This is a genomic window from Pseudomonas sp. Lb2C2 (assembly GCF_052112205.1).
Taxonomy (GTDB): domain Bacteria; phylum Pseudomonadota; class Gammaproteobacteria; order Pseudomonadales; family Pseudomonadaceae; genus Aquipseudomonas; species Aquipseudomonas kilonensis.
In genome coordinates this window covers 108,338-130,427 of the sequence record NZ_JAUTYW010000010.1, presented here as the reverse complement: position 1 = coordinate 130,427, position 22,090 = coordinate 108,338, and the positions used below count along the sequence as shown (strand labels likewise).

Sequence of the window (22,090 nt, the reverse complement as noted above, 5' to 3'; positions counted from 1 at the left end):
GATCTCTGAGGCGATGCTTGGCGCAACGAGGGGACGAGCGAAACTGACAACAATAAAAAAATTGTAAAACAATACATTATGAAACAAAGACGCCTGCAACTAATCGCGCGCTTAATATCTATTTATTGGCGCTGACAATGCTCAGAGCTAGCTTAACAAATCAGCAATCCGGACAGAAATCAAAGAACATGCTCAGCCTGAAACGTACGACAACTCCGTTTTTAAAGTTGAAATTAGCGACAACAGTGCCTACGCGCTGCTATCCGGTTGCTTACCCAACAATAAATCCAGCGTGCTGACAGGCCTAACGCTTCCAAGGCATCGCTCACAGTATACGACCATCCAAATCTGCACCTTTGTATACGTCCCTCGGCAACCAACAGGAAGTTAATCATGCCCATCCCAGATTTTCAGAGCGTCATGCGGCCGACGCTGGCCACCGTTGCCGACGGCACACCGCTGGCATTGAGCGAACTTCGCGAGCGCATCGCCAACGAGTTTCAGCTCAGCGAGGAGGAGCGCAGCGAACGCCTACCTTCCGGCAAGCAAACGGTCATTAACAATCGAGTCGGTTGGGCGCGCACCTATCTGAATAAGGCGGGGCTGCTGAGCATTCCGGCAAAGGGACTGGTGCAAATCACCGAACGCGGTCGAGAAGCGCTGAACAGCGGGCCGGCACGTATTACCGTTAGGTGGCTCAAGCAATACCCTGAATTCGCCGCGTTCCATACGACCAGTCCCGCCGATGACCCAGCGTTAGCCTTACAGAGCGAACCGGTCGAACAAGCTACTCCCGACGAGCAACTGGCCGCCGCACACCAGGCGCTGACGCAATCATTGGCGGATGAACTGCTAGTCCTGGTGCGTGCAGCTTCACCAACTTTTTTCGAGCAACTGGTAGTCGATCTGATGATCGCCATGGGCTACGGTGGTTCACGTAAGGAAGCAGGTCGAGCGACGCAACAAACCAACGACGACGGCATCGACGGAATCATCAAAGAAGACAAGCTCGGCCTGGACGTCATCTACCTGCAAGCCAAGCGTTGGACCTACACCGTACACCGCCCGGAAATCGACAAGTTCATAGGCGCCCTCACCCGCCAACGCGCTCGCAAAGGTGTGTTCATTACTACTTCGGACTTTTCCAATGGAGCCCGCGAGGCCGCCATGAGCCTGGATATCAAAGTGGTCTTGATCGATGGGTTGGAGCTGGCGCGGCTGATGGTCGAAAACAATCTCGGTTGCAACGTCAAACAGGTTTACGAAGTGAAGCATTTGGATAGCGATTACTTCGTGGAAGATTGACCCAGCTGGCTTGCCGCTCACCGCACCCACTGATGTCTGCTGACGTGGACAATTGTCCAACAGGTTGTGGACAATTTTGGCGCTCGTCGCTTCGGGACTCGCGGGATACAAAAAGGTCTTGCCTAGCAAGACCTTTTTTCATACCTGGGGTAAGCGCGGCCCCTTGCTACCTCACCTCAACAATATCCAAAGCCCGATTCGCCAATAGCTCACTCACCTCAATCACCTGCAAAATCCCCAACGCAAAATGCCGTCGCGATCCCTCAAGACCAAACGCCAAATCACTGATCATGGCATTGGCCGAAGCCAGGTTCTCACTGAGATTGGCAAGCAGACACTCCGAATCAACATCCGGTGCGATACGGAAGATGGTGTTAGGTTTGTCAGACGCTTCCTTATCGGGCGTAGGCTTTAGGTAATAATCCAAAGCCCGGTTGGCAGCGTCATCAAGCTTGTTGTTACGAGCAGACTGAGCGCGAGACACATGCTCATCTGCAGTCGGAGGATTCGGTGTAATTTTGACCATAGCCTTAACTCTCTTTGGTGAGGCCACAACCCTCTCGCTGCTAAACGAGTGGGTGGCAGCTGTGCGCGGGTTAGCAGACCGACGAGTTAAGAAATCGGCGCGCCCGAGGGCGCCCCACGCACAGCCACCATCAAATGCAGGGATGGGAATACCTGACTGATGAAGCTTGATGCGACTCAACTCGACGGGCTGCTAAACCCGATCACTGATGGGCAGTGACAGGATCAAAGCTACCGACGCGGCCAAGGGCGCACAAGCCGGCGGATTCTGGCGTAGTTGTAGGCAATGGCGCAAGGCGATGTCAGCCCCTCCCAAATCCCACGTGCCCCAATAAACATCCCGCCGTTTTCCCCTAACGTATTCAAACGAACCACTTCGGCTGAGCGTCCCCCACTCCCAATCGATTTAACGGTAGATAGTCCAGACGCCAAGCATTGCCAGTGCCCAAAGCAGCACTCCGGGCACCATGGCCAGATAATTCCAGGCGGTGAAGCGCGAATTGCTCAGCGCCTGAGGGTCGTTGGCGGCGAAGTTGATCATCGGTTGGCCCCGGCTCACCACATAGGCTCGCAGTGGAATCGCCAACAGTAACCATCCCATCAGAAACTCGAAGCCATCGACGCGCTTCGCCACTGCATCCAACAGATTGGCACCGACCGTCAGCACAACGAATACGGTTGCCCACTGCTCATAGTCCCACTCATACGTACGACCACTGCCACGAATTTTCTCATTCGCGCGCCGATACAGTTGGTGAATGAAAAATATGCACAACAGGCCGCGAGCCCACGGCCAGATATCTGCCTGGGTGGATTGCTTGTACAGGCTCCAGTTTTTGTATGACCAGTAATAGAAATAGAAGCCAAACGTCAGAATCGCCAGTGTCAGAAGCTTTGCCGGTGAGACCACATAGAATTCGTATGGCTGTTCAACGAAGGTATCCAATGGAGCCAAAGGTGGTGCGTAAACATTTTCGGACACGGCTGCTTCCTTGATAAGGGTGAACAGATAAGGCTAACGACCTGCCGGGCGAAATATTGAGGGCAATCATCACAATCGATCATGTGTCGTGGCTGGCCGCTGTCGGGCTACCAGCAACAAAAAAGGCCTTGCCATGCAAGACCTTTTATTCATACGCCGGGGTAAGCGCGGCCCCTTGTTACCTCACTTCAACAATATCCAAAGCCCGATTAGCCAGCAGCTCACTCACCTCAATCACCTGCAAGATCCCCAACGCAAAATGCCGTCGTGATCCCTCAAGGCCAAACGCCAAATCACTGATCATGGCATTGGCAGAAGCCAGGTTCTCACTGAGATTGGCAAGCAGACATTCCGAATCAACATCAGGTGCGATACGGAAGATGGTGTTGGATTTGTCAGACGTTTCCTCCTTCGGCGCAGGCTTCAGGTAGTAATCCAACGCCCGGTTGGCAGCGTCATCAAGCTTATTGTTACGAGCAGACTGAGCGCGAGACACATGCTCATCTGTGGTCGGAGGGTTCGGTGTAATTTTTGCCATCGACTTAGGTTCCTTAAGTGATGCTGCAACCACCTCGCGACTAAACGAGAGGGCGGCAGCTGTGCGCAGGTTAGTCGACCGGTGAACCTAAGAATCCCGGCGCGCCCGAGGGCGCCCTGCGCACAGCCACCATCAATACAGGAACAGCACAGCCTGTCCGACGGGACTTGGTACGCCTTAGGTTGAGACGGGCGACTAAACCCGATCACTGATGCTCAGTGACAGGATTCAAACTACCGACGGGCCCCAAAACGCACAAGCCGGCGGATTCTGGCGTAGTTGTAGGCAATGGCGCAAGGCGATGTCGGTCGTGGCTGGTCTCGTGGAGTCACGATAAACAGCTGGCTGGAATGTGGCTGATGCACCGCTATCGCGAGCAAGCTCGCTCCCACAGGGGAGCTTGTGTACGTATGTCGCTGGGGAATGCATTCGCGACCGGCTGCATCCTTGCAGCCAGTCGCGAAGAGGGTTACGACGCGTTGTTCAATGGGGCTTGCGAGCAATGTCGCAATGAATCAGGCGGGATATCTCGATCATATCCACGACGGTTTTGTCATCGACCGCAAACCCGCTGCCTGAAACCCCGGTGTTGCTATTACTTGAGTGTGACGTCGAGCATCGGCGGGATGTAACCGTAGTCGTACTCGGCCACCACGAACGTCTGCAGCCCTTTTATTTTCATGCCCACCGTGGGCGCCTCGGTGCCACCGACACGAATCTGCGTGCCGGTTTCGTCGGTCGGTACGCTGTCGATGAAGGAGGTCACCAGGCCGTTTGGCATTACATAGTGCGAGTAGGTCTGGAATGGCTGCGAGGACGGGTTGCCCAGCACCAGGCCGGAACCGTTCAGCGGCACGTAAGGGCCGAACAGCGAGTCCGCGACAAAACCGTACACCCCGTCCGGGCCGGTTACACCGTCGGCATAGGTGAAGGTATGGCTAATCGTGAACAGGTAGTACTTGCCATCCTGGAACACGAAGTGCGGGCGCTCGGTCTGGTCGTTTACCCCGACGGCGGTCAGCAGTGGCGGCAGCATTTCCCAGTCGTCACCGTCCGCGTCGCGGGCCGCGGCGATGCCGACGCAGGCGGTCTGGAAGCGCGAGTTGCCGACCTCTTCATAACCCGGCGGCACATCGCCGATTTCTGCCTCGCCTACTTTGTGCGAGCCGCGCTCACCGGCCACGTTGCCCTCGAACAGCATGTACAGCTTGCCATCTTTCGGGTCGCGGAAAGGCCATGGGTCGCGGAAACCCCAGAACGCGTTTTGTGCTTCGGTCTGATACATGTTGCCGTCGGCCTCGAACAGCGGCTTGACCTTCTCGAAGCCGACCATGCTGACACCATGTTCAGTGGTCACTACCCGACCGCGCACCTTGACGATGGTCGCGCCTGGGGTGACGGCGGTGTAATACAGGTCTACTTCACCTCGGTCGTTCAACAGGATCGGCGTACCGGCCCATTCGCGAGCGGTCGGCGAAACGCCTTCGGCCATCACGCGGCCACCGAATTCCCAGTTCTTGCCGGTACGAGAGAACCAGTAGTACATCTTTGCCCGACCGTGACGATCGTTCCAATCGCGGAGGATGTCGTAGTTACCGTCCTCGTCGAGGTACTGCGGGTCGTTTGGATGACGATCGGCAGTCAGGGTAAAGATTACCGACCAGCCATCGACGGACGTCACGTTACCGTCCAAGTCGCGCAGGGGCATGGTGTCCCAGATGAACACGTCGTTGTTCAGTACCGGGAAATCCGCGCTGACCAGCGGCTGGGTGGTGGTGGGATCATCTGCCCGGACTTTCAACGCGTCGGCGCGGGTCCAGAGGCTGGGTTGATGGGGGGTTGCACCGAATTTTTCAGTGGTGGTTTTCATAAGGTAATACCTCGTCCATGAATGGATTCAAATAAATGACGCTTTAGAAATACTGTATGTGCATACAGTGAAGCCACCTTATAGGGGCTTATGCATGCGGGTCAAGCATAAAAATGCATTTGTGCATAATTTGATTTTTTCTTTGAGCTGATACGTTTCAGCTGTGAACGTTTGCAGAAGTTAGTTCATGTGGAGATCGACGACGTTGCCTGCACGGTCGGTGCTCTGAACGCTACTCGATGGAAAGCGCGCGTAACGGGGCACCGGGCGAAAGCAATGCATAGAGGGATTGGTCAACTGAGCCTGCGCGTTCTGCGCAAAGGCCAATGCAGGGTGGGAAGCCACACGGGGTTTAGATTTGTCGCCGTCGGCGGCATGAAGGGAAGCGGGACGTGGTGAGCTGCTTGCGAGGTGGTGAGTCAGTGGTTTTGATGTTGACTGGTGTGCCGCTATCGCGAGCAAGCTCGCTCCCACAGTGGGAGCTGCGAAATGCCTGTTATGGCGGTGGGTCACGAACGCTCAGTCACTCAATACCCGGGGTAAGCGCGGCTCTGGATTTCACACATCGAGGTCAGGCTTGGTCTAGGCAAACGCGCAAACAAAACTCCTGACGCGACCGGCTTCAACACCCAACAAGCCTATTTCGGTTTCATCAATGGCTTGGAGTTGAATCAGGTTCATGCCTTCGCGCCGGTAAACTGCACTGCCCTCTGAATCTGCATGAACCACATACCCCCCATGCTTTACGCCTACACGACCTTTATCGAGAACAATACTGGCCGAGATCAGGATATGGAAATCCAGGACGTTGTTCTTATGCAGAACCGTCGCGCCAATGAAATGTTCTGCGCATATTTCCAAAGCCATTTGCAGCCCATGGATCGCTGGGGTTTCCCGATAACTGCCCGGCATGAATATCTTATCTTCCCAGAACTGCGCGTCATTCAGTTCTTCCAGCCCATCGTTTCCTATGTTGGGGTAACGTTTATGCTGGTAAAAAACGTTTCCATTCCAAATGATGAAGCCTGTATTTCTAACGATTCCGCTGCCGGCTTCTGAACCATCTGTTTCGATTTTTGCGATCCGCTCCTTCGTAGCCTTTGCATAATCGCCATAAACCCCTTTGTTCATGCGGTCCCGCTCCGGGATTTCATTCACAACCGCATCTATTTCCGCACCATATTTTGCCTTGTTGATATTTCTGGCCTGCCCCCATGATTTCAACTGCTGGGTTCCCCTTTTCAGCTTCCTGGAATCTGGACGCAACATTGACTTGAACCAAAGCGTCGTGCCTGGGACCAGTATCAGCCATGGATTTATCTTTGAAATATCTATCAATGTTGCACGGATGATTTCTTTTTCTTCCTCCGAAATAAACGAGACAGGCATTTCCTTGGAGAAAAGATACTCGGGGGCAACGACAAGACAATAATCCAGTTGATGTCGATCGATATGTTTGGCGAAGGCAGTTCTCGCCATGTACAGCAAAGCCCCGATTCTAAGCTGTATGCAGAGAAGGCTATTCTCGACGGGGACTCTTAATCTGCGTGTATCGAAGTCCCAGACCACCACCAGCACGTTCGGCATCCTTTCCTCCCGCCTGGCTGCTGAGCGGTGCCGCAAGCCGGGTTGGCCGCATTCGTGTGAGAAGGCACTTGGCGCATATTCCAGGAAAATTCAGCTTAGATGAGCCAGGACGATTTGGCCGACAGCCCCTGAAAAATATTTGTGAAACGCAAGAGTCGAGGCTCTTTTGGATGCCGCAAAAAAAATCGGGCAGGTGACCAAACTGCCCGACGCCAACGACCTGCCCCATCACCCCAACGTATTCAAACAAACCACCTTCGGCTGGGTCATTTCCTCATACGCGAAGCGCACCCCTTCCCTGCCCAAACTGCCGTACTTGGAACCGCCAAACGGCATCGCATCAAACCGGAAATCCGACGAATCATTGATCATCACACCCCCCGCTTCGATCCGCCGCGCAGCGCTCATCGCGGTGTTGAGGTCGTTGGTGAAGATCCCAGCGTGAAGCGCGTATTCAGGTTCGTTAGCCAACGCAATGGCCTCATCAAACGTGTCGAACGGCTGCAACACCACCACAGGCGCGAAGGCTTCGTTGCGCCAGAGTCGGCTGGAGTGATCGACGTTTTCCAGGACGGTGGCGGCGTAGCAGGTGCCTTGGCGGCGGTGGCCGCAGAGTAAGGTGGCGCCTTGTTGCAGGGCTTCGTTGACGACCTGTTCGGCGTTTTGCGCGGCTTGTTGGGTGATCATCGGGCCGATGTCGGTGTTGGCGAGCAGTGGGTTGCCGACGACGAGGGCTTGGGCCTGGTTGACGAAGCGTTCGCGGAAGGCTTCGTAGATCGGTGCGTGGATGAGCAGGCGTTGGGTGCCGATGCAATTTTGCCCGGCGGCCCAGAAGGCGCCGGAGACGCAGCTGTCGACGGCGGCGTCGAGGTTGCAGTCGCCCATGACGATGACGGGGGCGTTGCCGCCGAGGTCCATGGCGAGTTTTTTCAGGCCGGCAGTGCGGGCGATTTGTTCGCCGGTGACGAAGCCGCCGGTGAAGGAGATCATCCGCACGTCGCGGGCGGCGACCAGGGCTTTGCCCAGTTCGGCGCCGCCGGTGGCGACGGTGACCACGGTTTCAGGCAGGCCGGCGGCGACCAGGTACGACACCAGTTTGAGGGCCGACAACGGTGCCAGCTCGGACGGTTTGAGGATCACCGCGTTGCCGCCGGCGATGGCCGGGCCGAGTTTGTGGGCGACCAGGTTCAGCGGGTCATTGTAGGGGGTGATGGCGACGATCAGGCCCAGGGGTTCGCGGGTGAACCAGCCCTGGCGCGATTCGGCGCCTTCGTAGGCGTCGAACGGTACGATTTCGCCGGCATTGCGCTTGGCTTCTTCGGCGGAGAGCTTGAGGGTGTTGACGCAGCGTTTGACTTCTTTTTCCGCCTGTTTGAGGGTCTTGCCGGCTTCGTCGACGATCAGCCGGGCGAAGGCCTTGGCGTCGCGTTCGATGTTCAGTGCCGCTTGTTCGAGGATGCTGGCGCGGCGATGACGCGGGAGTGCGGCACAGGCGCGTGCGCCGCTGCGTCCGGTCTCGAGCAGGTGTGGGACTTCTGAGGCGCACACGTCGGCGACGGTGCCGACGACGCTGCCGTCAAATGGGTTGAGGACTTCGATGTGCGGTTCGACGACCGCCAGGGCCAGGCGCGATACGTTCACAGGGTGTGCTCCTGTTTGCGGGTTGCCGATTGGTGGATGTGGATGATGTCCGACAGCAGTGCGAAGGCGGTTTCGGTGCGGCCTGCGCCAGGACCGGAGACGGTGACGGCGCCAAGCAGTTCGCTGGTGAACGACACAGCGTTGGTGGCGCCGCTGATGCTCGCCAGTGGGTGGTCGTTGCTCAGCAGGCGCGGTTCGACGCTGGCGCTGATGGAGCCGTCGGCCTGGCGCGTGGCGGCGCCAATGAGTTTCCAGCGTGCGCCGTCGTGGCGGGCTTTTTCGATGTCGGCGAGGCTGAGGGCGGAGATGCCGCTGCAGGTGACGTCGCTGACGGTGAGTTTGGCGTCCAGAAGTTCGTTGGCGAGGATCACCACTTTCAGACGCACGTCGTGGCCTTCGACGTCTGCCGTTGGGTCGGCTTCGGCGTAGCCCAAGGCTTGGGCCTGGCTGACGGCTTCGGCAAACCCGAGGCCGCCTTCCATGCAGGTGAGGACGAAGTTGGAGGTGCCGTTGAGGATGCCTTCAAAACCGGTGATCGAGCTGCCGGCGAGGGACTGTTTGGCGAGGCGAATGACGGGGGTGCCGCTCATGACCGAACCTTCGTATTCGAATGCGACGTTGTTGCGCTGGGCCAGGGCTTTGAGTTCGGCGCCGTGCAGGGCGATGGGGCCTTTGTTGGTGGTGACCACGTGCTTGCCGCGCTCCAGGGCCCAGCGGCAGAACGAGGTGGCAGGCTCGCCGTCCACCGGATTGGTGAAGGTGGCTTCGGCGATGATGTCGGCGCCGCAGTCTTTGATCACCGCTTCATTGAGGGCATCGACGGTGCCGCCGGGCAGTTGGGCCATGGCGCCTTTGGTGGTTGGCAGTTTGGCCAGCAATGCGGCGTCGAGGCCGTGACGGTCCATCACCGAACCGAGAAACAGGTCGGTCACGCCGACGATTTTCAGGGTGAAGCCGAGTTCGGTTTTCCACTGCTGGTTGCGCTCGGCAATCAGTTGAGCCAATGCCCGGTTCACACCGCCGAAGCCGACCAGCGCCAGTTTGTATTCAGTCATTTTTGTTATGTCCTTGATCCGGGTGATGAGGTTGTTGGGATCTAGGTTAGGGGGGTGGGGGTGGCAGTGAAATATGGCAATTTGCTCTATTTTTTGGGCGTTTTGACCAGGGGGGGGGCAAAGTGGTGGGTAGGGAAAAACCCGACTCATATCTCAGATTGGTGAGGTCCATTTGTGGCGAGGGGATTTATCCCCGCTGGGCTGCGAAGCGGCCCCAGATCATCCAGCGCGGTGGGTCAGGTTGATTGAGGTCGACCTGGTTGGGTCTGCTGCGCAGCCCAGCGGGGATAAATCCCCTCGCCACAGGTAGTTCTGCGCCTAGGGTCCAGTGGTGAGGCTTCAGACCACCGACGACAACACAAACGACGTCACGGTGTTCTCCACCCCCGGCAACGCCGAGATCTCTTTCCACACCTTGTGCACCCGTTCCGGGTTCGCCGCACCGACCCGCAGCATCAGATCAAACTCGCCGCTCATCACATCGCACTGCAGCACTTCCGGCATGGCCTGCAACGCTTGCAATACCTCGGCGCCGCGCATGCGGTCGTAGCGGTAGACGAAGATCACCGCGTTGATGTTTGACGACGCGTGCGCGCCCTCGCCGGTGCGCACCGTGTAGCCCTGGATCGCGCCGTCGCGTTCGAGGCGTTCGATGCGTTGGCGTACGGCGTTGCGCGAGAGGTTGACCTTGGCCGCCAGTTCAGCGTGGGCGGCGCGGGCGTTGAGGCGCAGTTCGGCGATGATGCGTTCGTCGAGGGGATCGAGCATTCGCTTCATGGGGCCTCCAGTTATAGGGCGCCGAGCAGTTGATGGAGGGCACCGAGGTCGTCCGGCTGGATGCGACGAATCTGCGCCGGGCCATGCTCGGAAACCGGGCGTTGTTGCGCCGCAATGTGGATCCCCAACTCACCAAGCAACACCGCCGATTTGACCGGCGATATCTCGCCCAAGGTCACCATCGGCGCCACCAGGCTGCGCCGGTACAAGCGCGCCGCGAGCACGCCGGTGGCGGTGTGTGGGTCGATGACGTAACCAGTGTCGCGATACAGCGACGTAATTTCCTCCAGCGTCTGTTCATCGCTGACCGCGTACGAGTCGATGATCATCCGCGCCTGCAACCAGAACTCGTTGGCGATGGTCATTTCACCCTGGGTTTCGAAGGTGTGCATCAGCGCGCTCACGGCCTGGTCGTCGTGCCCATAGAGCTCCCAGAGAAACCGTTCCAGGTTGGAAAAGATCGACAAATCCATGGCCGGCGACAGGGTCTTGCTGGCGCGCAATCGCGAGTAGTGGTTCTTCAAAAAGAACTGATGCAGCGCGTCATTCTGATTGGTGGCGACGATCATCTGCGTGATCGGCAAGCCCATCTTCTGCGCGATGTAGCCGGCATAGACTTCGGCAAAACTCGCCGCCGGCACACTGAAGCCGATGGGCCGCTGACCGCCACCCAGTTGCAGCACCGCGTGGAAATAAAACACCAACTGCGCCATGACGCTGACCCAGTTGCTGGAGTTGAAACTGATCGCCTCATGCTGGCGGAACAGTTGGCTGACCAAGGTCTGGCATTCATCGAAACTGCCATCGACGGCCACTTGATGAACCCGCGGATGCGCCGTCGCTTGCAGGTCTTGAAGCTGGTCTTGCGGTACGCCGGCCTCGGGATAAATCACCACCACGTCGGTCTCGTCGCAGTGTTTGAAAGCCTCGATGGCGGCCAGGCCGGTGTCGCCGTTGGTGACGCCGATCACCACGGCGCGACGCCCGCGTTTGCGCAGGAAATACTGCACCAACCGCGCCTGCAGTTGCGCGGCAAAATCCTTCGAGGAGCGGGTCGGCCCATGGAACAATTCCAGGACCCATTCATTGCGATCCACCTGATGCAACGGCGCCAGCGAGCGATGGCTGAACTGGCTGCCGGCCTCCTTGAGCACCCGCTTGAAGTCAGCCTCGGGGATCGCCTCGCCCACAAACGGACGCATTACTCGATAGGCCAGTTCGTCGTAGGACAAGGTCGACCAGTTGGCGATGTCCTGGGGTTCGAAGTGCGGCAATGTGACGGGGACAAACAGGCCGCCATCCTCGGCGATGGCCGACAGCACGACTTTTTCGAAATCGACCTGTACGGCGGAATTTCGGGTACTCACATAGCGCATGGTCAACTCCGTAAAACAGTTCATTTAAAGCGATGCGCCTGCTCCACCAGCCAGGTGGAAAACCGCGCCGCGTCCGGGTGCTGCTCAGCCCCGGAACTGCGCACCAGGTAAAACGATTCGCTGGCTTCGATGCGCTGGGCGAAGGGTTCGACCAGGCGTCCGTCGCCGAGCATGTCACTCACCATCGACGACCGGGCCAGGGCGATGCCCTGCCCCAGTTCAGCCATGCGCAGGGTGCAGACCAGCGTGTCGAACTGCATGCCGGTCGAGGAATCCACCGAGTCGGCACCGACCATTTTCAGCCAGTAGCCCCAGCCCTCTTCGTAGCCCAGCACGTGCAGCAACGGATGCTTGGCCACGTCCGCCGGCACTTTCAGCGTCGCCATCAAGGCCGGCGAGCACACCGGGAACAAGGTGTCCCAGGTCAGGCGCTGCGACACCAGGCCGGGCCATTGGCCGTGGCCCCAGCGAATTTCCATGTCGTCTTCGCCATCGAGTTCCTTGACCCAGATGTTGCTGATGTAGCGAATGTCGACGTGGGGATGGGCCTGGCGAAAATCCACCAGTTTCGGTGCCAGCCAGTGCACGAAAAACGCCAGGCTGCCGCGCACCTTGATTGGCCGGCGTTTGTGCTGGCCAAAAATTTCGTTGGTGCCCACTGCCAGTCGCGTGATTGCGTCCTGTACCACCGGCAGGTAGGCCTGGCCTTCCTCGGTCAGACCCAGGCCGCGGGGCAAGCGCTTGAACAGCGCCACGCCCAGGTGACTTTCCAATTGGCGGATCTGCTGGCTGACCGCGCCCTGGGTCAAGAATAATTCGTCGGCGGCGTGGGTGAAGTTCAGGCAGCGGGCGGACACTTCAAACGCCCGCAGCCAGTTCAACGGGGGCAACGTTTTTTGCTTCATGGTCTTACCTCGTTAACCCCCACGCACCGGGCACGTTTGCCCGCCCCGTCGACGCGCCTTAGAAAGCGTCGGACGGTTGTGCCACGAGGGCAACCGACAAGCGTCGCTCGCGGCTTTTGCGGGTAATGTAATACACGAAGTAACACCAGGCGATGAACGGCAAGCCGAAGTACAGCGCCACCCGCTGCTCAGGGTCGAAAGCGATCCCGATGCACGCCAGGCTGCAGCACACCAGCGCCCCCAGCGGCACCCACGGATAACCGCGAACGCGGAACTTGAGGTGGCGAATGTCGCCGCCGTTGGCCACATAGTGACGGCGGAAAGCGATCTGGCTTGCGGCGATGCTCATCCACACCACCACCACGGCCAGGCCGGAAATCGACACCAGCGCCAGGTAGATGGTGTCGGCGGCAAACACGCTGCTGAGCAACGACGCCGCGCCGCCGGCCATGCTGACGATGATCGCGTTGAGCGGCGTGCCCATGCGGGTCAGGGCCGAGAACTGCTTGGGCAGGTGGCCTTGGTCGCTGAGGGTCCAGAGCATCCGCGAGGCGGCGTACAACCCGGAGTTGGCCGCCGACAACAGGGCGGTGATGATCACGAAGTTCATGATGTCGGCGGAGTACGGAATGCCGATGTAGGTGAACACGGTGACGAATGGGCTCTCCACCAGACCGGCTTGCTCGCGGGGCAGCAGCGTCGCGAGGACAAAAATGGTCCCGACGAAAAACACCGCCAGGCGCAGCACCGTGGTGCGGATGGCGCGTGGCACATTGCGTTGCGGGTCCTTGGTTTCACCGGCGGCGATGCCGATCAGTTCGGTGCCGGAGAACGCGAAGGACACCGCCAGCAGCGTCATCGCGATGGGCATGAAGCCGGTAGGAAACAGTCCCTCGCGGGTGAAGTTGCTCAAGCCGATGCTGTGGGCCTGATCAATGTTCAACAGGCCGAGAATCGCGCCACCGCCGATCAGCAGGAACACCACCACGGTCAGCACTTTGATCAACGACAGCCAGAACTCGGTCTCGGCGAACAAACGCACCGACACCACGTTGGTGAGGAACACCACGCCGGCGAACAGCGCGCTCCAGATCCACACCGGCGTGTCGGGGAACCATCGGGTCATGAGGATGCCGGCGGCGGTGAATTCGGAACCGATGGCCACCGTCCACGTCAGCCAATACAACCAGGCCACGGTGTAACCGGTACCCGGCCCGAGAAAGCGCGTGGCGTAGGTGCTGAACGAACCGGTTTCGGGCATCTGCACCGCCAGCTCACCGAGGCACATCATCACCATGTAGACCATGAGCGCGCCAATGATGTAGGCGATCACCGCCCCCATCGGGCCGGCCTGGTTAACGGTGTAGCCGGAGGTCAGGAACAGCCCGGTGCCGATCACGCCGCCCAAGGCCAGCATGACGATATGGCGCGTCTGCATTTCCTGCTTGAAGCCGGCCCGCGTACTCGTTTGTTGTTCTGTTATGGACATGGTTGTTCTCATGAAATGTCAGGGCGCGCATCTACGTCTGCGCGAGTCAGACAAGCGCCACTGAGCTTTTATTATTATTCCTATTCATGAACGCCCCATTCACAGCCTTGTTATGGGGTACCAACTTTCAAACTTCAGTTTGCGGTCTCGATGTGGACTTCATTGAGCTGCGGATTGAGGGTCTTTTTGACGAAGGCGAAGGCCTGTTTCAGATCGTCCAATAGATCGTCCGTGTCTTCGATGCCGACCGAAACCCGCACCAGGCCTTCGGAGATGCCCAGGGCCAGGCGCTCTTCCAAGGTGTTCTCGACATGGCTGGTGGTGCGGGCCGGGCCGTAGATGGTTTCCACCGCGCCCAGGTTGCCGGCGCAATGGGCGAAGCGCAGGCGTGGCAGCAGCAGCTTGACCGTGTCCATGCCGCCGACCAGGACAAAACTGACGATGGCGCCGAAGCCGGACATCTGCGCGCAGGCCACGGCGTGGTTCGGGTGACTCGGCAAGCCCGGGTAATTGACCGCCTCCACCAGCGGTTCGGTGCAGAGGAATTCGGCCAGGGCCCGGGCGCTGTGTTGTTGCTGACGCATGCGCAGCGCCAGGGTCTTCATGCCACGGATGATCAGGTAGGCCGAGAACGGGTCGAGGCTCGCGCCGTTGATTTCCCGGTAATGCCGCACCTGGGCCATCAAGGCTTCGCTGCCACACACCAGGCCACCGAGCACATCGCCATGGCCGCTGAGGAACTTGGTCGCGCTATGAATCACCACGTCCACTCCCAGGGCCAGCGGGCTCTGGTTCAGCGGCGTGGCGAAGGTGTTATCGGCCACCACCACGGCGCCAACACGCTTGGCCGCCGCCACCAGGCGCGGGATGTCGAGGATCTTCAGGGTCGGGTTGGTGGGGGTTTCCAGGTACAGCACCCGGCAACCCTTGGCGATTTCACGCTCGAGGTCGTCGTGATCGAAGGTCTCGCACAAGGTCACAGCCACGCCGGTGCGCGGCAGGAACTCTTCGAAAATCTTGTTGGTGCCGCCGTAACTGTCCTTGGTCGACACCACGCGATCGCCATGGGCCAGGAAGGTGTAGAGCACACTGCTGATCGCCGCCATGCCACTGCTGAAGGCCACGGCGGACTCGGCCATTTCCAGTTCGCGGATCTTGGCTTCGAGGGTCTCGACGGTCGGGTTGCTCATGCGGCTGTAGATAAAACCGGGGGCCTTGCCCAGCGCAACGTCGTACCAGACGTCGATGTCGTCGTAACCGTACGCGGCACTGGCCACGATGGGGGTTTGCGTGGCGTTGTAGGGGTGCCTGACTTGCTCCCCACCCCAAACCGCCCGGGTTCCCGCGCCGGCATTATCAAGCCCTGTGCTGTCAGGTTTATTGTTCATTGAGGCTACTCACACTGAGGGGGTGGACGTTGAGCCATCCACCGGATCTGAGGGCCAATATAGGGAAAAGCCGCGCGCCCGAGAAACGATGTTATCGGTGCCAAAGGGGTGGTTTTTTTAATGGCTGGGGGCGAAGCAGCAACCTGCAAGTCACTGATAAACCTGTGGGAGCGAGCTTGCTCGCGATGGCGTCGGGTCAGTTACATTGATAGTGGCTGACACTCCGTTATCGCGAGCAAGCTCGCTCCCACAGTGGAGTTGTGGTGGCATCGGGAATGCGTGAGCGCCTGTTCTACAGGCGACCGTTGACTTAAAGGCTGTGTGAATCATCGTGGCGAGGGAGCTTGCTCCCGCTCGGCTGCGCCGTAGGAGCTGCCGAGCGAAGCGAGGCTGCGATCTTTCCAAAGCCAGTTGAGTATCAAGCGAAAGATCAGGATCAAAAGATCGCAGCCTTCGGCAGCTCCTACCACGGCCCAGCGGGAGCAAGCTCCCTCGCCACAGGTTATCGATCGTTCCCACGCTCCTGCGTGGGAATGTCGCCAGGGACGCTCCGCGTTCCGCTTCTGGATGTGACGCAGAGCGTCACGGGATGCATTCCCACGCGGGAGCGTGGGAACGATCAAGGACCAGCGTTAAACGATTGCAACCACCGTCGATGGTATTCAACCTGCTCTGCAATATCGTTGGTTAAATCCTTATCTTCATAATCAAAAATATTGACTATGTCACTTTCATCCGCTGTCTCTCCCCAACGGACTTCATAAGCAACTACACCGCCAGCCATTTGCGAAGACATTCGCGAGGGATGCACATTGATTTTGGCTCCCTTGCATAAAAAACTCACATCCGGAAAATCTTTCCGAACCATCCCTAGGCACAAATACAAATCCGCCGCCGTGTAACTTCTTTCTATTCCATCTGGCATCGTTACGGTCATCGCCATAATTTTTCGATCACACTTAAAAATCGCTTTTTTAAGGACGCCATCAATTTCAATTACCACCTCTTTAGAAGCCATATCATCACCTGTCAAAATTGGGGATTGAGTATCCTACATAGGATCCATCTTCATTCACTGGCGTTGCCCCTACTATATCTTTCCTATCAACCCCTCCAGGCACAGCTATTTCAACTTCCTTTTTATGCGGTGACATCAAACCCAGTTTTTTATTCACATCAATACCCGGCACATTTTTCAACACGTACACATATCCTGACTCAAGCCCAAAACCAGTTGCGAACTTTATTGCCTCTGCCTTTGAAGTAGTTGTACTTACATAAATACTAGGTGGACTTCGATTATCTTTAGCATGCAAAAATAGATCGGTACTAAATCCTAACGGTTCGAATCCTGCCTCAAATATTTCCCAAGGCTCTCGTGAGTCACCTCGATAGGTATAGATATCTTTTGGCTTGGCTTGAGGGAGCTTCGACTCCCCCTCATCCACCCCAACCTTAACCGCCGGATCCTGCTCCCCAACCGCCGACCTACACCCACCCTTCCCCGGACAATCCACCAACCCCAACGGATCCACCCACCCCGTCGGGTTCAGGGTGTACCGGTACCCATTTAGCCCACCCGCCAACTTGCTCGGGTCAGGCGTCAAATAGCGGCCAGTCTCGGGATTGTAGTAGCGGTGCCGGTTGTAGTGCAGGCCGCTTTCGGGGTCGAAGTATTGGCCTTGGAAGCGCAACGGTTGCTCAATCTGTTCGCCGTCGCCGTGCTGGAGTTCGGTGAGTTTGCCGTAGCCGTTGTAGCGCGCCGACCAGACGATCTGGCCGGTGGGGTCGGTCAGTTCCTGGGGCGTGCCCAGGTGGTCGAGGTGGTAGTAGAACGGCGTGGCTTTTTCCGGGCCTTCGCCATCAAGCATCGCCAGTGGGCGGAAGGTGCCGGGTTCGTAGACGTAGCTGCGGTGGTGGCGCGGGCTGTTTTCGGCGACGACCTGGTCGCCCTGCCAGAAAAACTCCGTGGTCAGGCCATCCACGGTCTTGCTGATGCGTCGGCCAAAGGCGTCGTAGCGGTAGGACGTTTCACGCCCATCCGCCGTGGTGACGGCGATCAGGTGGTGCTGGCTGTCGTAGCGGTAGGTGCTGACCAGGGCCTGGCCGCGGCGTTCGCGGATCAGGTTGCCGAAGGCGTCGTAGTCGTAGTGGCGGTCGCCCTCCTTCAGCAGGCGGTTGCCCTTGAGGGTGGTCGGGCCGGGGCGGTCCTGCATCATCAGGTTGCCGGCCGGGTCGTGGCAGAAGTGTTCCGGCGGTTCGCTGTGGGAAAAGTCGATGCGGGTCAGGCGATCCAGCGGGTCGTACTGGTAGCTGCGGCGGTTTCGGTTGTCGGAAAGGTTCTGCAAGTTGCCCTTGGCGCTGTAGGCATAATCGCGCCAGAACAGTTGCTGCTGTTGGTTCTGCCATACGGTGTGGGCCTTGAGGCGGCCCTGTTCGTCGTACGTGTAGTCACTGAGCAGCCGGCCTTGCTGACGTTGCCGTTCGCGACCGCCGACAAAGCGGTGTTCGGTCAGGCGCGAGCCGTTGAGGTCGATGGCGGTCAGTACGCCGCCCGGGGCATGGTGGTAGTCGAGTTGGCTGTCGTCCGGCAGGCGCAGGTGATTGAGGCGTCCGCAAGCGTCGTAGCGATAACGCAGGGTGCCCCAGCCCTGGTGCTCGCAGACCAGCCGATCCTGGGCGTCGTATTCGAAGGCCAGCGGATGATTGCTGCCGTCGTTGACGTGGACCAGCCGGCCCAGTTCGTCGTAGCGGTACTCGATGGCCTGGCCGTCGGGCAAGGTCTTGACCCGCAGCCGCCCGGCCGCGTCGCGCCGGTACTGGGTGAGCCGTTGCGAACCGTCCTCGCCGTGCTCGGTTTTTTCCAGCAGGTGGCCATTGAGGTCATAGGCGTAGGCGGTGCGTTGGCCGTCGAAGCCGACTTGCTGTCGGATCAAGCCGTTGGGCGTGTAGTCCAGCTGATACTTTTCGCCGGATTCGTTTTCGATCTCGGTCAGCAACAGCCGCGCCGAGTCGTAGCGGTACTTCAGCTCGCTGCCGTCGGGGTTCAGGCGGCGGCTGACCAGGTGCAGGTCGTCGGCGTATTCGTAGCGGGTGACCCGCCCTTGTTCATCGCACTCGGCGGTGACCTTGCCGTAGGCGTTGTAGCGCCAGGTTCGGGTGGCACCGTTAGGCAAGGTCACCTGCAGCAGGCGGCCGACGGCGTCCCATTGGTAGTGCGTGAGCGCGCCGTGTTCGTCCTGGCGGCTGAGCAAACGTCCCAGGGCGTCGTAGGAAAAACACCGGCGACTGCCGTCGGGCAGGATCTCTTCGGTCAGTTGGCCCAGGCGACTCCAGGTGAAGCGATGTTCAGCGCCATCCGGGTCATACGTCGCCAGCAGTTGTCCGTGGACGTCGTAGGCATATTCCGTGCGCCGGCCGTCCGGGTCGATGAGGACGATCACGTCGCCGCGGGCATTGCGCCGGTAGCTCCACACGGCCTTGCCGCGCGCACGGGTGTGCAGGAAACCGTTGCGGTATTCGTAGGACGTCGGCGTTTCGTCCGGGGGAAGCAACGCCACCAGCCGTCCGACGTCGTCGTAGCGGTATTCGGTCACGGCGCCCAGCGGGTCCTGCTCGGCGATCAAGCGACCTTGTTCGTCGTAGGCCTTGAGGTGCTCGCCGCCGTCGGGCTCGACCTTGCGCACCAGCCGCGCCCGGTCGTCGTGGACATACACCTCCTGGCTGCCATCCAGGTGCCGGACCGTGACGCTGCCGTCTTCGCCCCAGGTGTAGCGGCTGTCCATCTGTGCAAACGAGGCCCAATGCCGTACGCAGCGAGACGCCGGCCCGAGGCCTTGCCACTCCCAATAAAAACTCGCTCCACCGGCCAGTTGCCGCTGGAGGATGACGTGCTGGTCGTCGTAGTCGTAGCGTTCGCTTTCACCGGCGGCATTGGTCGCTTCGATCAGTCGCAAACGTCCGTCGTAGCGGTAGGACACCAGCGTCTGTTCGGTCCGCCAGGCTTCGTCGAGGGTGATAGCGGGATGGAAGCTCTGGTAATCGACGGCGATCAGGTGGCGCTGCTCGTAACGCAGGCGCAGGGCGCGCCCGGCGCCGTTGTCCAGGCGGCAGATGTCGCCATGGATGTTGCGCTGGAGGGTCAGGCGGTTGTCGTAGCGGTCGCTGAGGGCGCTCAGGTGGCCGTCGCGAAAGTGCAGGAATGGAGCGTTTTCGCCGGGTTGGGCAACGATCAGTTCGTCCGCCTCGGCCCCCAGGTAGATCGCCGCGCGGGCCAGGCTGTTGTGAATCGCCGGACGCTGGGCGCTGGGCAGCGGAAAGGTCGTGCGGCGGTTTTCCTGGTCGACCCAGGTGACCTGCTCGCCCTTGAGTTCCAAGCGATGGGCCAGGGCATGGCTCCAACCGCGGCCGAGGCCGACGTCCAGGTCGGCGGCGCTGGTGCGGTACAAACGGGTGAAGACGAACGGCAAGCGGCCATCGAGGGTGCCATCGTCGAGGGTCAGCAGTTCTTCGCCGGTGACCATCGACACCGGGCAGCCGCTGGTCTGGGTCTGGGACGCGGTGTCGGCGGGGTCGCCGTTGGGGTTTTTCGATTGGGTGGGGGCGTCGTCGTGGGGTTCGTATTTACTCAGTCGCGTAGATGCCTGGGATTTTTCCCGCACGATCGGAGCCGGGTTGCTGACCGATAGCGGCGCGGAATCCCCAGTGGCGATCTGTAACGGTCTGACAGGCGCCGGCCCCACCGACGGTCCTTGACCGGCGATTACTACTGGCTTCAGTACATCGGCATGTTTGTTGAGGCTGTCGCCGCCAAGTTGGCCCAAACGCTGGCTCGATGCCTGCAACCACTCGCGGGCGCGTTCCGAGCGGACATGGCGCAACACTTTGCCGCTCATACGAAGCCCAACGCCCAGCCCACCGGTCACACGCGCCAAGAGGAAGTTGATCAAAATCGAGGCGCGCATTTCCCCCAGGAGTTCGGCCAGGTACTGCGGCGGCAGCATCCGCAGCCAACCGATGAACGCCGCGGTGTAGACGAAGAGCAAGGGCTCGTCGCTGAGGATCATCAGGCCTTTGGCAATTGCCTCCGATGAGGCTTTCAGCAGTTGCTCAAGCTCAGTCTCGGTGAGGTATTCCAGCAGTTTTTCACTGTTGGCCTGTAGATCCGCCAACAGATCGAAGACCTGTTTTACGTCGTCCCATAGCCCAAACAGGGCGTTTTCAAAGCCACGTAGCTGGGCGTCCTGCAATGCGTTGAAGCGCTTTACAAAACCGCTCTCGGAAGACGCCTTCCACAACGGTTGAAACTCGTTCCATTCCGCTTTCAGCCAACCTTCGAGCTCGACGATCTCGCGCTGGTAGGACGCGTATAGCGCCTCGACATGATCGCTCGTGATATTTGGAAAGAAACTGATGCGGTAACGCTGGCCGCGGTCGCATTCGGATATTTCCAAAATGCCGCTGGGGCCAATGACATGAGGGATCGGATCGCCAAAGATTTCCTTCCCCCACTCGTCTTTAGTGATCGGTTCCAACACCACTGGTGAGTCGCCGATCGGCACGAAACGCGAGGCTTGGAACATGTGCACCAGCGTCAGCGGGCCTTGTGCCGGACACCTCGCCACCACGGCGCTGACCTGCTTGCCATCGTCCTTCGCGGGTGCGAGCGACACCTCCTGGCCAACTTTAAACACCTGCTTAATGTCCAGCGTCCGATTGGTCCAGAATCTTTCCGCCCAACTGTCGTAGTCGCCCAGGCAGCGGCGAAAGTCCTGCAGTACTTCCTCGACATCGGGCGAGTTCATGGCGGCCAAGACCAGCGAACCGATGGCGCCGGTTAATGACGGGATCTTGTCAGGGAACTTCATGCAGGCAGCTCGCGGCGCAGGAGTGGGCGCGAGACTCTGCCTGCGATGGCGAGAGAAATAAGTCAGGAAAAGAGGGAATGGATGTAGGGCGATTCGCTAAATTTAGACGCTTGGCGTGGAAAACCCGCCGATGACTATAAACACCGCGCCATCAGCCATTGCTCTTTCCCCCAAGCCTCAAAACGCTCCAGCACGTCCCAACCCAGCTTGGCGTAATAGTCACGTTGGCTGTGGGTGTGCAGGAACAAGGTGATGATTCCAGCCTCTCGCGCATGACTGCAGATGCCTTCGATCAACTGCGCTGCAAGCCCTCTGCGTCGAGCCTCTGGGGTGATGAATACACACGCCAGCCACGGGCCCAGCTCTGGCTGGTCAGGCAGGTCGTGGCTGGCCAGTGAAGCGCCGCCGAGCAACTGGTCGTGTTCCATGGCGATCAGGCACTTCCAACGGCCATCGTGCTGCCCCGCAGCGAATTCCTGCTGCCAACTGGCGAGGGATTGCTGGGCAAATTCATAACTGAATTCCCGATGGAGCCACTCGGCCATCTGGTCGCTTTTATCCATGTGGTTAGTGAGCCAATCCATTTGCAGCATTTGAAACACTCCTTGTTTATTTGTTTGGGTGGTAAAGCTGAAGATCTATTTGTTTGCCGTATCGCCATCGCGAGCAAGCTCGCTCCCACAGGGGAATTTTGGTGAGGTCGGTATTGTGGCGAGGGAGCTTGCTCCCGCTCGGCTGCGCAGCAGTCGTAAACCTACCCGGTCACCGCGTTGAAAGGCTTTGGG

At 59.1% G+C, this 22,090-nt stretch carries 16 protein-coding genes; 1 reads left to right on the top strand and 15 read right to left on the bottom strand.

The window, feature by feature from the left end:
• Positions 1–393 precede the first annotated feature (393 nt).
• The gene (locus tag Q7F16_RS26675) at positions 394–1,305 is read left to right on the top strand and encodes a restriction endonuclease (protein WP_409557354.1); all 912 of its coding nucleotides are present in this window, start codon (positions 394–396) and stop codon (positions 1,303–1,305) included.
• A 166-nt stretch (positions 1,306–1,471) separates the two neighbouring features.
• On the opposite strand, the gene Q7F16_RS26670 is transcribed toward Q7F16_RS26675, so the two are convergent.
• The 15 genes from Q7F16_RS26670 to Q7F16_RS26600 form a co-directional block, all read right to left on the bottom strand.
• The gene (locus tag Q7F16_RS26670) at positions 1,472–1,831 is read right to left on the bottom strand and encodes a DUF6124 family protein (protein WP_053188468.1); all 360 of its coding nucleotides are present in this window, start codon (positions 1,829–1,831) and stop codon (positions 1,472–1,474) included.
• A gap of 405 nt (positions 1,832–2,236) precedes the next feature.
• A complete protein-coding gene (locus tag Q7F16_RS26665) occupies positions 2,237–2,812 on the bottom strand; it encodes a hypothetical protein (RefSeq protein WP_046065532.1) in 576 nt (191 codons plus the stop codon).
• Between the two features lie 178 nt (positions 2,813–2,990).
• Positions 2,991–3,350: a DUF6124 family protein gene (locus tag Q7F16_RS26660; RefSeq protein ID WP_409557355.1), complete on the bottom strand. Its 360-nt coding sequence runs from the start codon at positions 3,348–3,350 to the stop codon at positions 2,991–2,993.
• Between the two features lie 595 nt (positions 3,351–3,945).
• A complete protein-coding gene (locus Q7F16_RS26655; RefSeq protein WP_409557356.1) occupies positions 3,946–5,220 on the bottom strand; it encodes a glycoside hydrolase family 68 protein in 1,275 nt (424 codons plus the stop codon).
• Positions 5,221–5,802: 582 nt separating this feature from the next.
• A complete protein-coding gene (locus Q7F16_RS26650; protein ID WP_409557357.1) occupies positions 5,803–6,807 on the bottom strand; it encodes a hypothetical protein in 1,005 nt (334 codons plus the stop codon).
• A gap of 228 nt (positions 6,808–7,035) precedes the next feature.
• Positions 7,036–8,448, bottom strand: coding sequence for an aldehyde dehydrogenase family protein (locus tag Q7F16_RS26645; protein ID WP_409557358.1), 1,413 nt, complete (start codon positions 8,446–8,448; stop codon positions 7,036–7,038).
• Entirely contained in the window at positions 8,445–9,503 is a 1,059-nt protein-coding gene (locus Q7F16_RS26640) for a homoserine dehydrogenase (RefSeq protein WP_409557359.1), read from the bottom strand. The genes Q7F16_RS26645 and Q7F16_RS26640 overlap by 4 nt, the downstream gene beginning before the upstream one ends.
• A 339-nt stretch (positions 9,504–9,842) precedes the next feature.
• The gene (locus tag Q7F16_RS26635) at positions 9,843–10,280 is read right to left on the bottom strand and encodes an Lrp/AsnC family transcriptional regulator (protein ID WP_057452280.1); all 438 of its coding nucleotides are present in this window, start codon (positions 10,278–10,280) and stop codon (positions 9,843–9,845) included.
• Positions 10,281–10,291: 11 nt separating this feature from the next.
• On the bottom strand, positions 10,292–11,656 hold the full coding sequence (gene thrC / locus Q7F16_RS26630; protein ID WP_409557413.1) for a threonine synthase: 1,365 nt from the start codon (positions 11,654–11,656) through the stop codon (positions 10,292–10,294).
• Positions 11,657–11,676: 20 nt separating this feature from the next.
• Positions 11,677–12,561: a LysR substrate-binding domain-containing protein gene (locus Q7F16_RS26625; protein ID WP_003205954.1), complete on the bottom strand. Its 885-nt coding sequence runs from the start codon at positions 12,559–12,561 to the stop codon at positions 11,677–11,679.
• 58 nt (positions 12,562–12,619) lie between these two features.
• Positions 12,620–14,050, bottom strand: a complete 1,431-nt coding sequence (locus tag Q7F16_RS26620; protein ID WP_041476165.1) for an amino acid permease — start codon at positions 14,048–14,050, stop codon at positions 12,620–12,622.
• A 134-nt stretch (positions 14,051–14,184) separates the two neighbouring features.
• The gene (locus Q7F16_RS26615) at positions 14,185–15,438 is read right to left on the bottom strand and encodes a cystathionine gamma-synthase family protein (protein WP_367860418.1); all 1,254 of its coding nucleotides are present in this window, start codon (positions 15,436–15,438) and stop codon (positions 14,185–14,187) included.
• A gap of 619 nt (positions 15,439–16,057) precedes the next feature.
• On the bottom strand, positions 16,058–16,456 hold the full coding sequence (locus Q7F16_RS26610; RefSeq protein ID WP_409557414.1) for a hypothetical protein: 399 nt from the start codon (positions 16,454–16,456) through the stop codon (positions 16,058–16,060).
• A 4-nt stretch (positions 16,457–16,460) separates the two neighbouring features.
• Positions 16,461–21,305 carry an RHS repeat-associated core domain-containing protein gene (locus Q7F16_RS26605; RefSeq protein WP_409557463.1) on the bottom strand — a complete coding sequence of 1,615 codons (4,845 nt, stop codon included), beginning with the start codon at positions 21,303–21,305 and terminating at the stop codon, positions 16,461–16,463.
• A 134-nt stretch (positions 21,306–21,439) separates the two neighbouring features.
• Complete coding sequence (locus tag Q7F16_RS26600; RefSeq protein ID WP_018612551.1) at positions 21,440–21,898, bottom strand: GNAT family N-acetyltransferase; 459 nt, start codon at positions 21,896–21,898, stop codon at positions 21,440–21,442.
• Positions 21,899–22,090 lie beyond the last annotated feature (192 nt).

Bases quoted from the DNA above. Each gene is read 5' to 3' on its own strand.
- Q7F16_RS26675 (WP_409557354.1), top strand. From the start codon at position 394: ATGCCCATCCCAGATTTTCAGAGCGTCATGCGGCCGACGCTGGCCACC.
- Q7F16_RS26670 (WP_053188468.1), bottom strand. From the start codon at position 1,831: ATGGTCAAAATTACACCGAATCCTCCGACTGCAGATGAGCATGTGTCT.
- Q7F16_RS26660 (WP_409557355.1), bottom strand. From the start codon at position 3,350: ATGGCAAAAATTACACCGAACCCTCCGACCACAGATGAGCATGTGTCT.
- Q7F16_RS26655 (WP_409557356.1), bottom strand. From the start codon at position 5,220: ATGAAAACCACCACTGAAAAATTCGGTGCAACCCCCCATCAACCCAGC.
- Q7F16_RS26650 (WP_409557357.1), bottom strand. From the start codon at position 6,807: ATGCCGAACGTGCTGGTGGTGGTCTGGGACTTCGATACACGCAGATTA.
- Q7F16_RS26640 (WP_409557359.1), bottom strand. From the start codon at position 9,503: ATGACTGAATACAAACTGGCGCTGGTCGGCTTCGGCGGTGTGAACCGG.
- Q7F16_RS26635 (WP_057452280.1), bottom strand. From the start codon at position 10,280: ATGAAGCGAATGCTCGATCCCCTCGACGAACGCATCATCGCCGAACTG.
- thrC (WP_409557413.1), bottom strand. From the start codon at position 11,656: ATGCGCTATGTGAGTACCCGAAATTCCGCCGTACAGGTCGATTTCGAA.
- Q7F16_RS26625 (WP_003205954.1), bottom strand. From the start codon at position 12,561: ATGAAGCAAAAAACGTTGCCCCCGTTGAACTGGCTGCGGGCGTTTGAA.
- Q7F16_RS26620 (WP_041476165.1), bottom strand. From the start codon at position 14,050: ATGTCCATAACAGAACAACAAACGAGTACGCGGGCCGGCTTCAAGCAG.
- Q7F16_RS26615 (WP_367860418.1), bottom strand. From the start codon at position 15,438: ATGAACAATAAACCTGACAGCACAGGGCTTGATAATGCCGGCGCGGGA.
- Q7F16_RS26610 (WP_409557414.1), bottom strand. From the start codon at position 16,456: ATGGCTTCTAAAGAGGTGGTAATTGAAATTGATGGCGTCCTTAAAAAA.
- Q7F16_RS26605 (WP_409557463.1), bottom strand. From the start codon at position 21,305: ATGAAGTTCCCTGACAAGATCCCGTCATTAACCGGCGCCATCGGTTCG.
- Q7F16_RS26600 (WP_018612551.1), bottom strand. From the start codon at position 21,898: ATGCTGCAAATGGATTGGCTCACTAACCACATGGATAAAAGCGACCAG.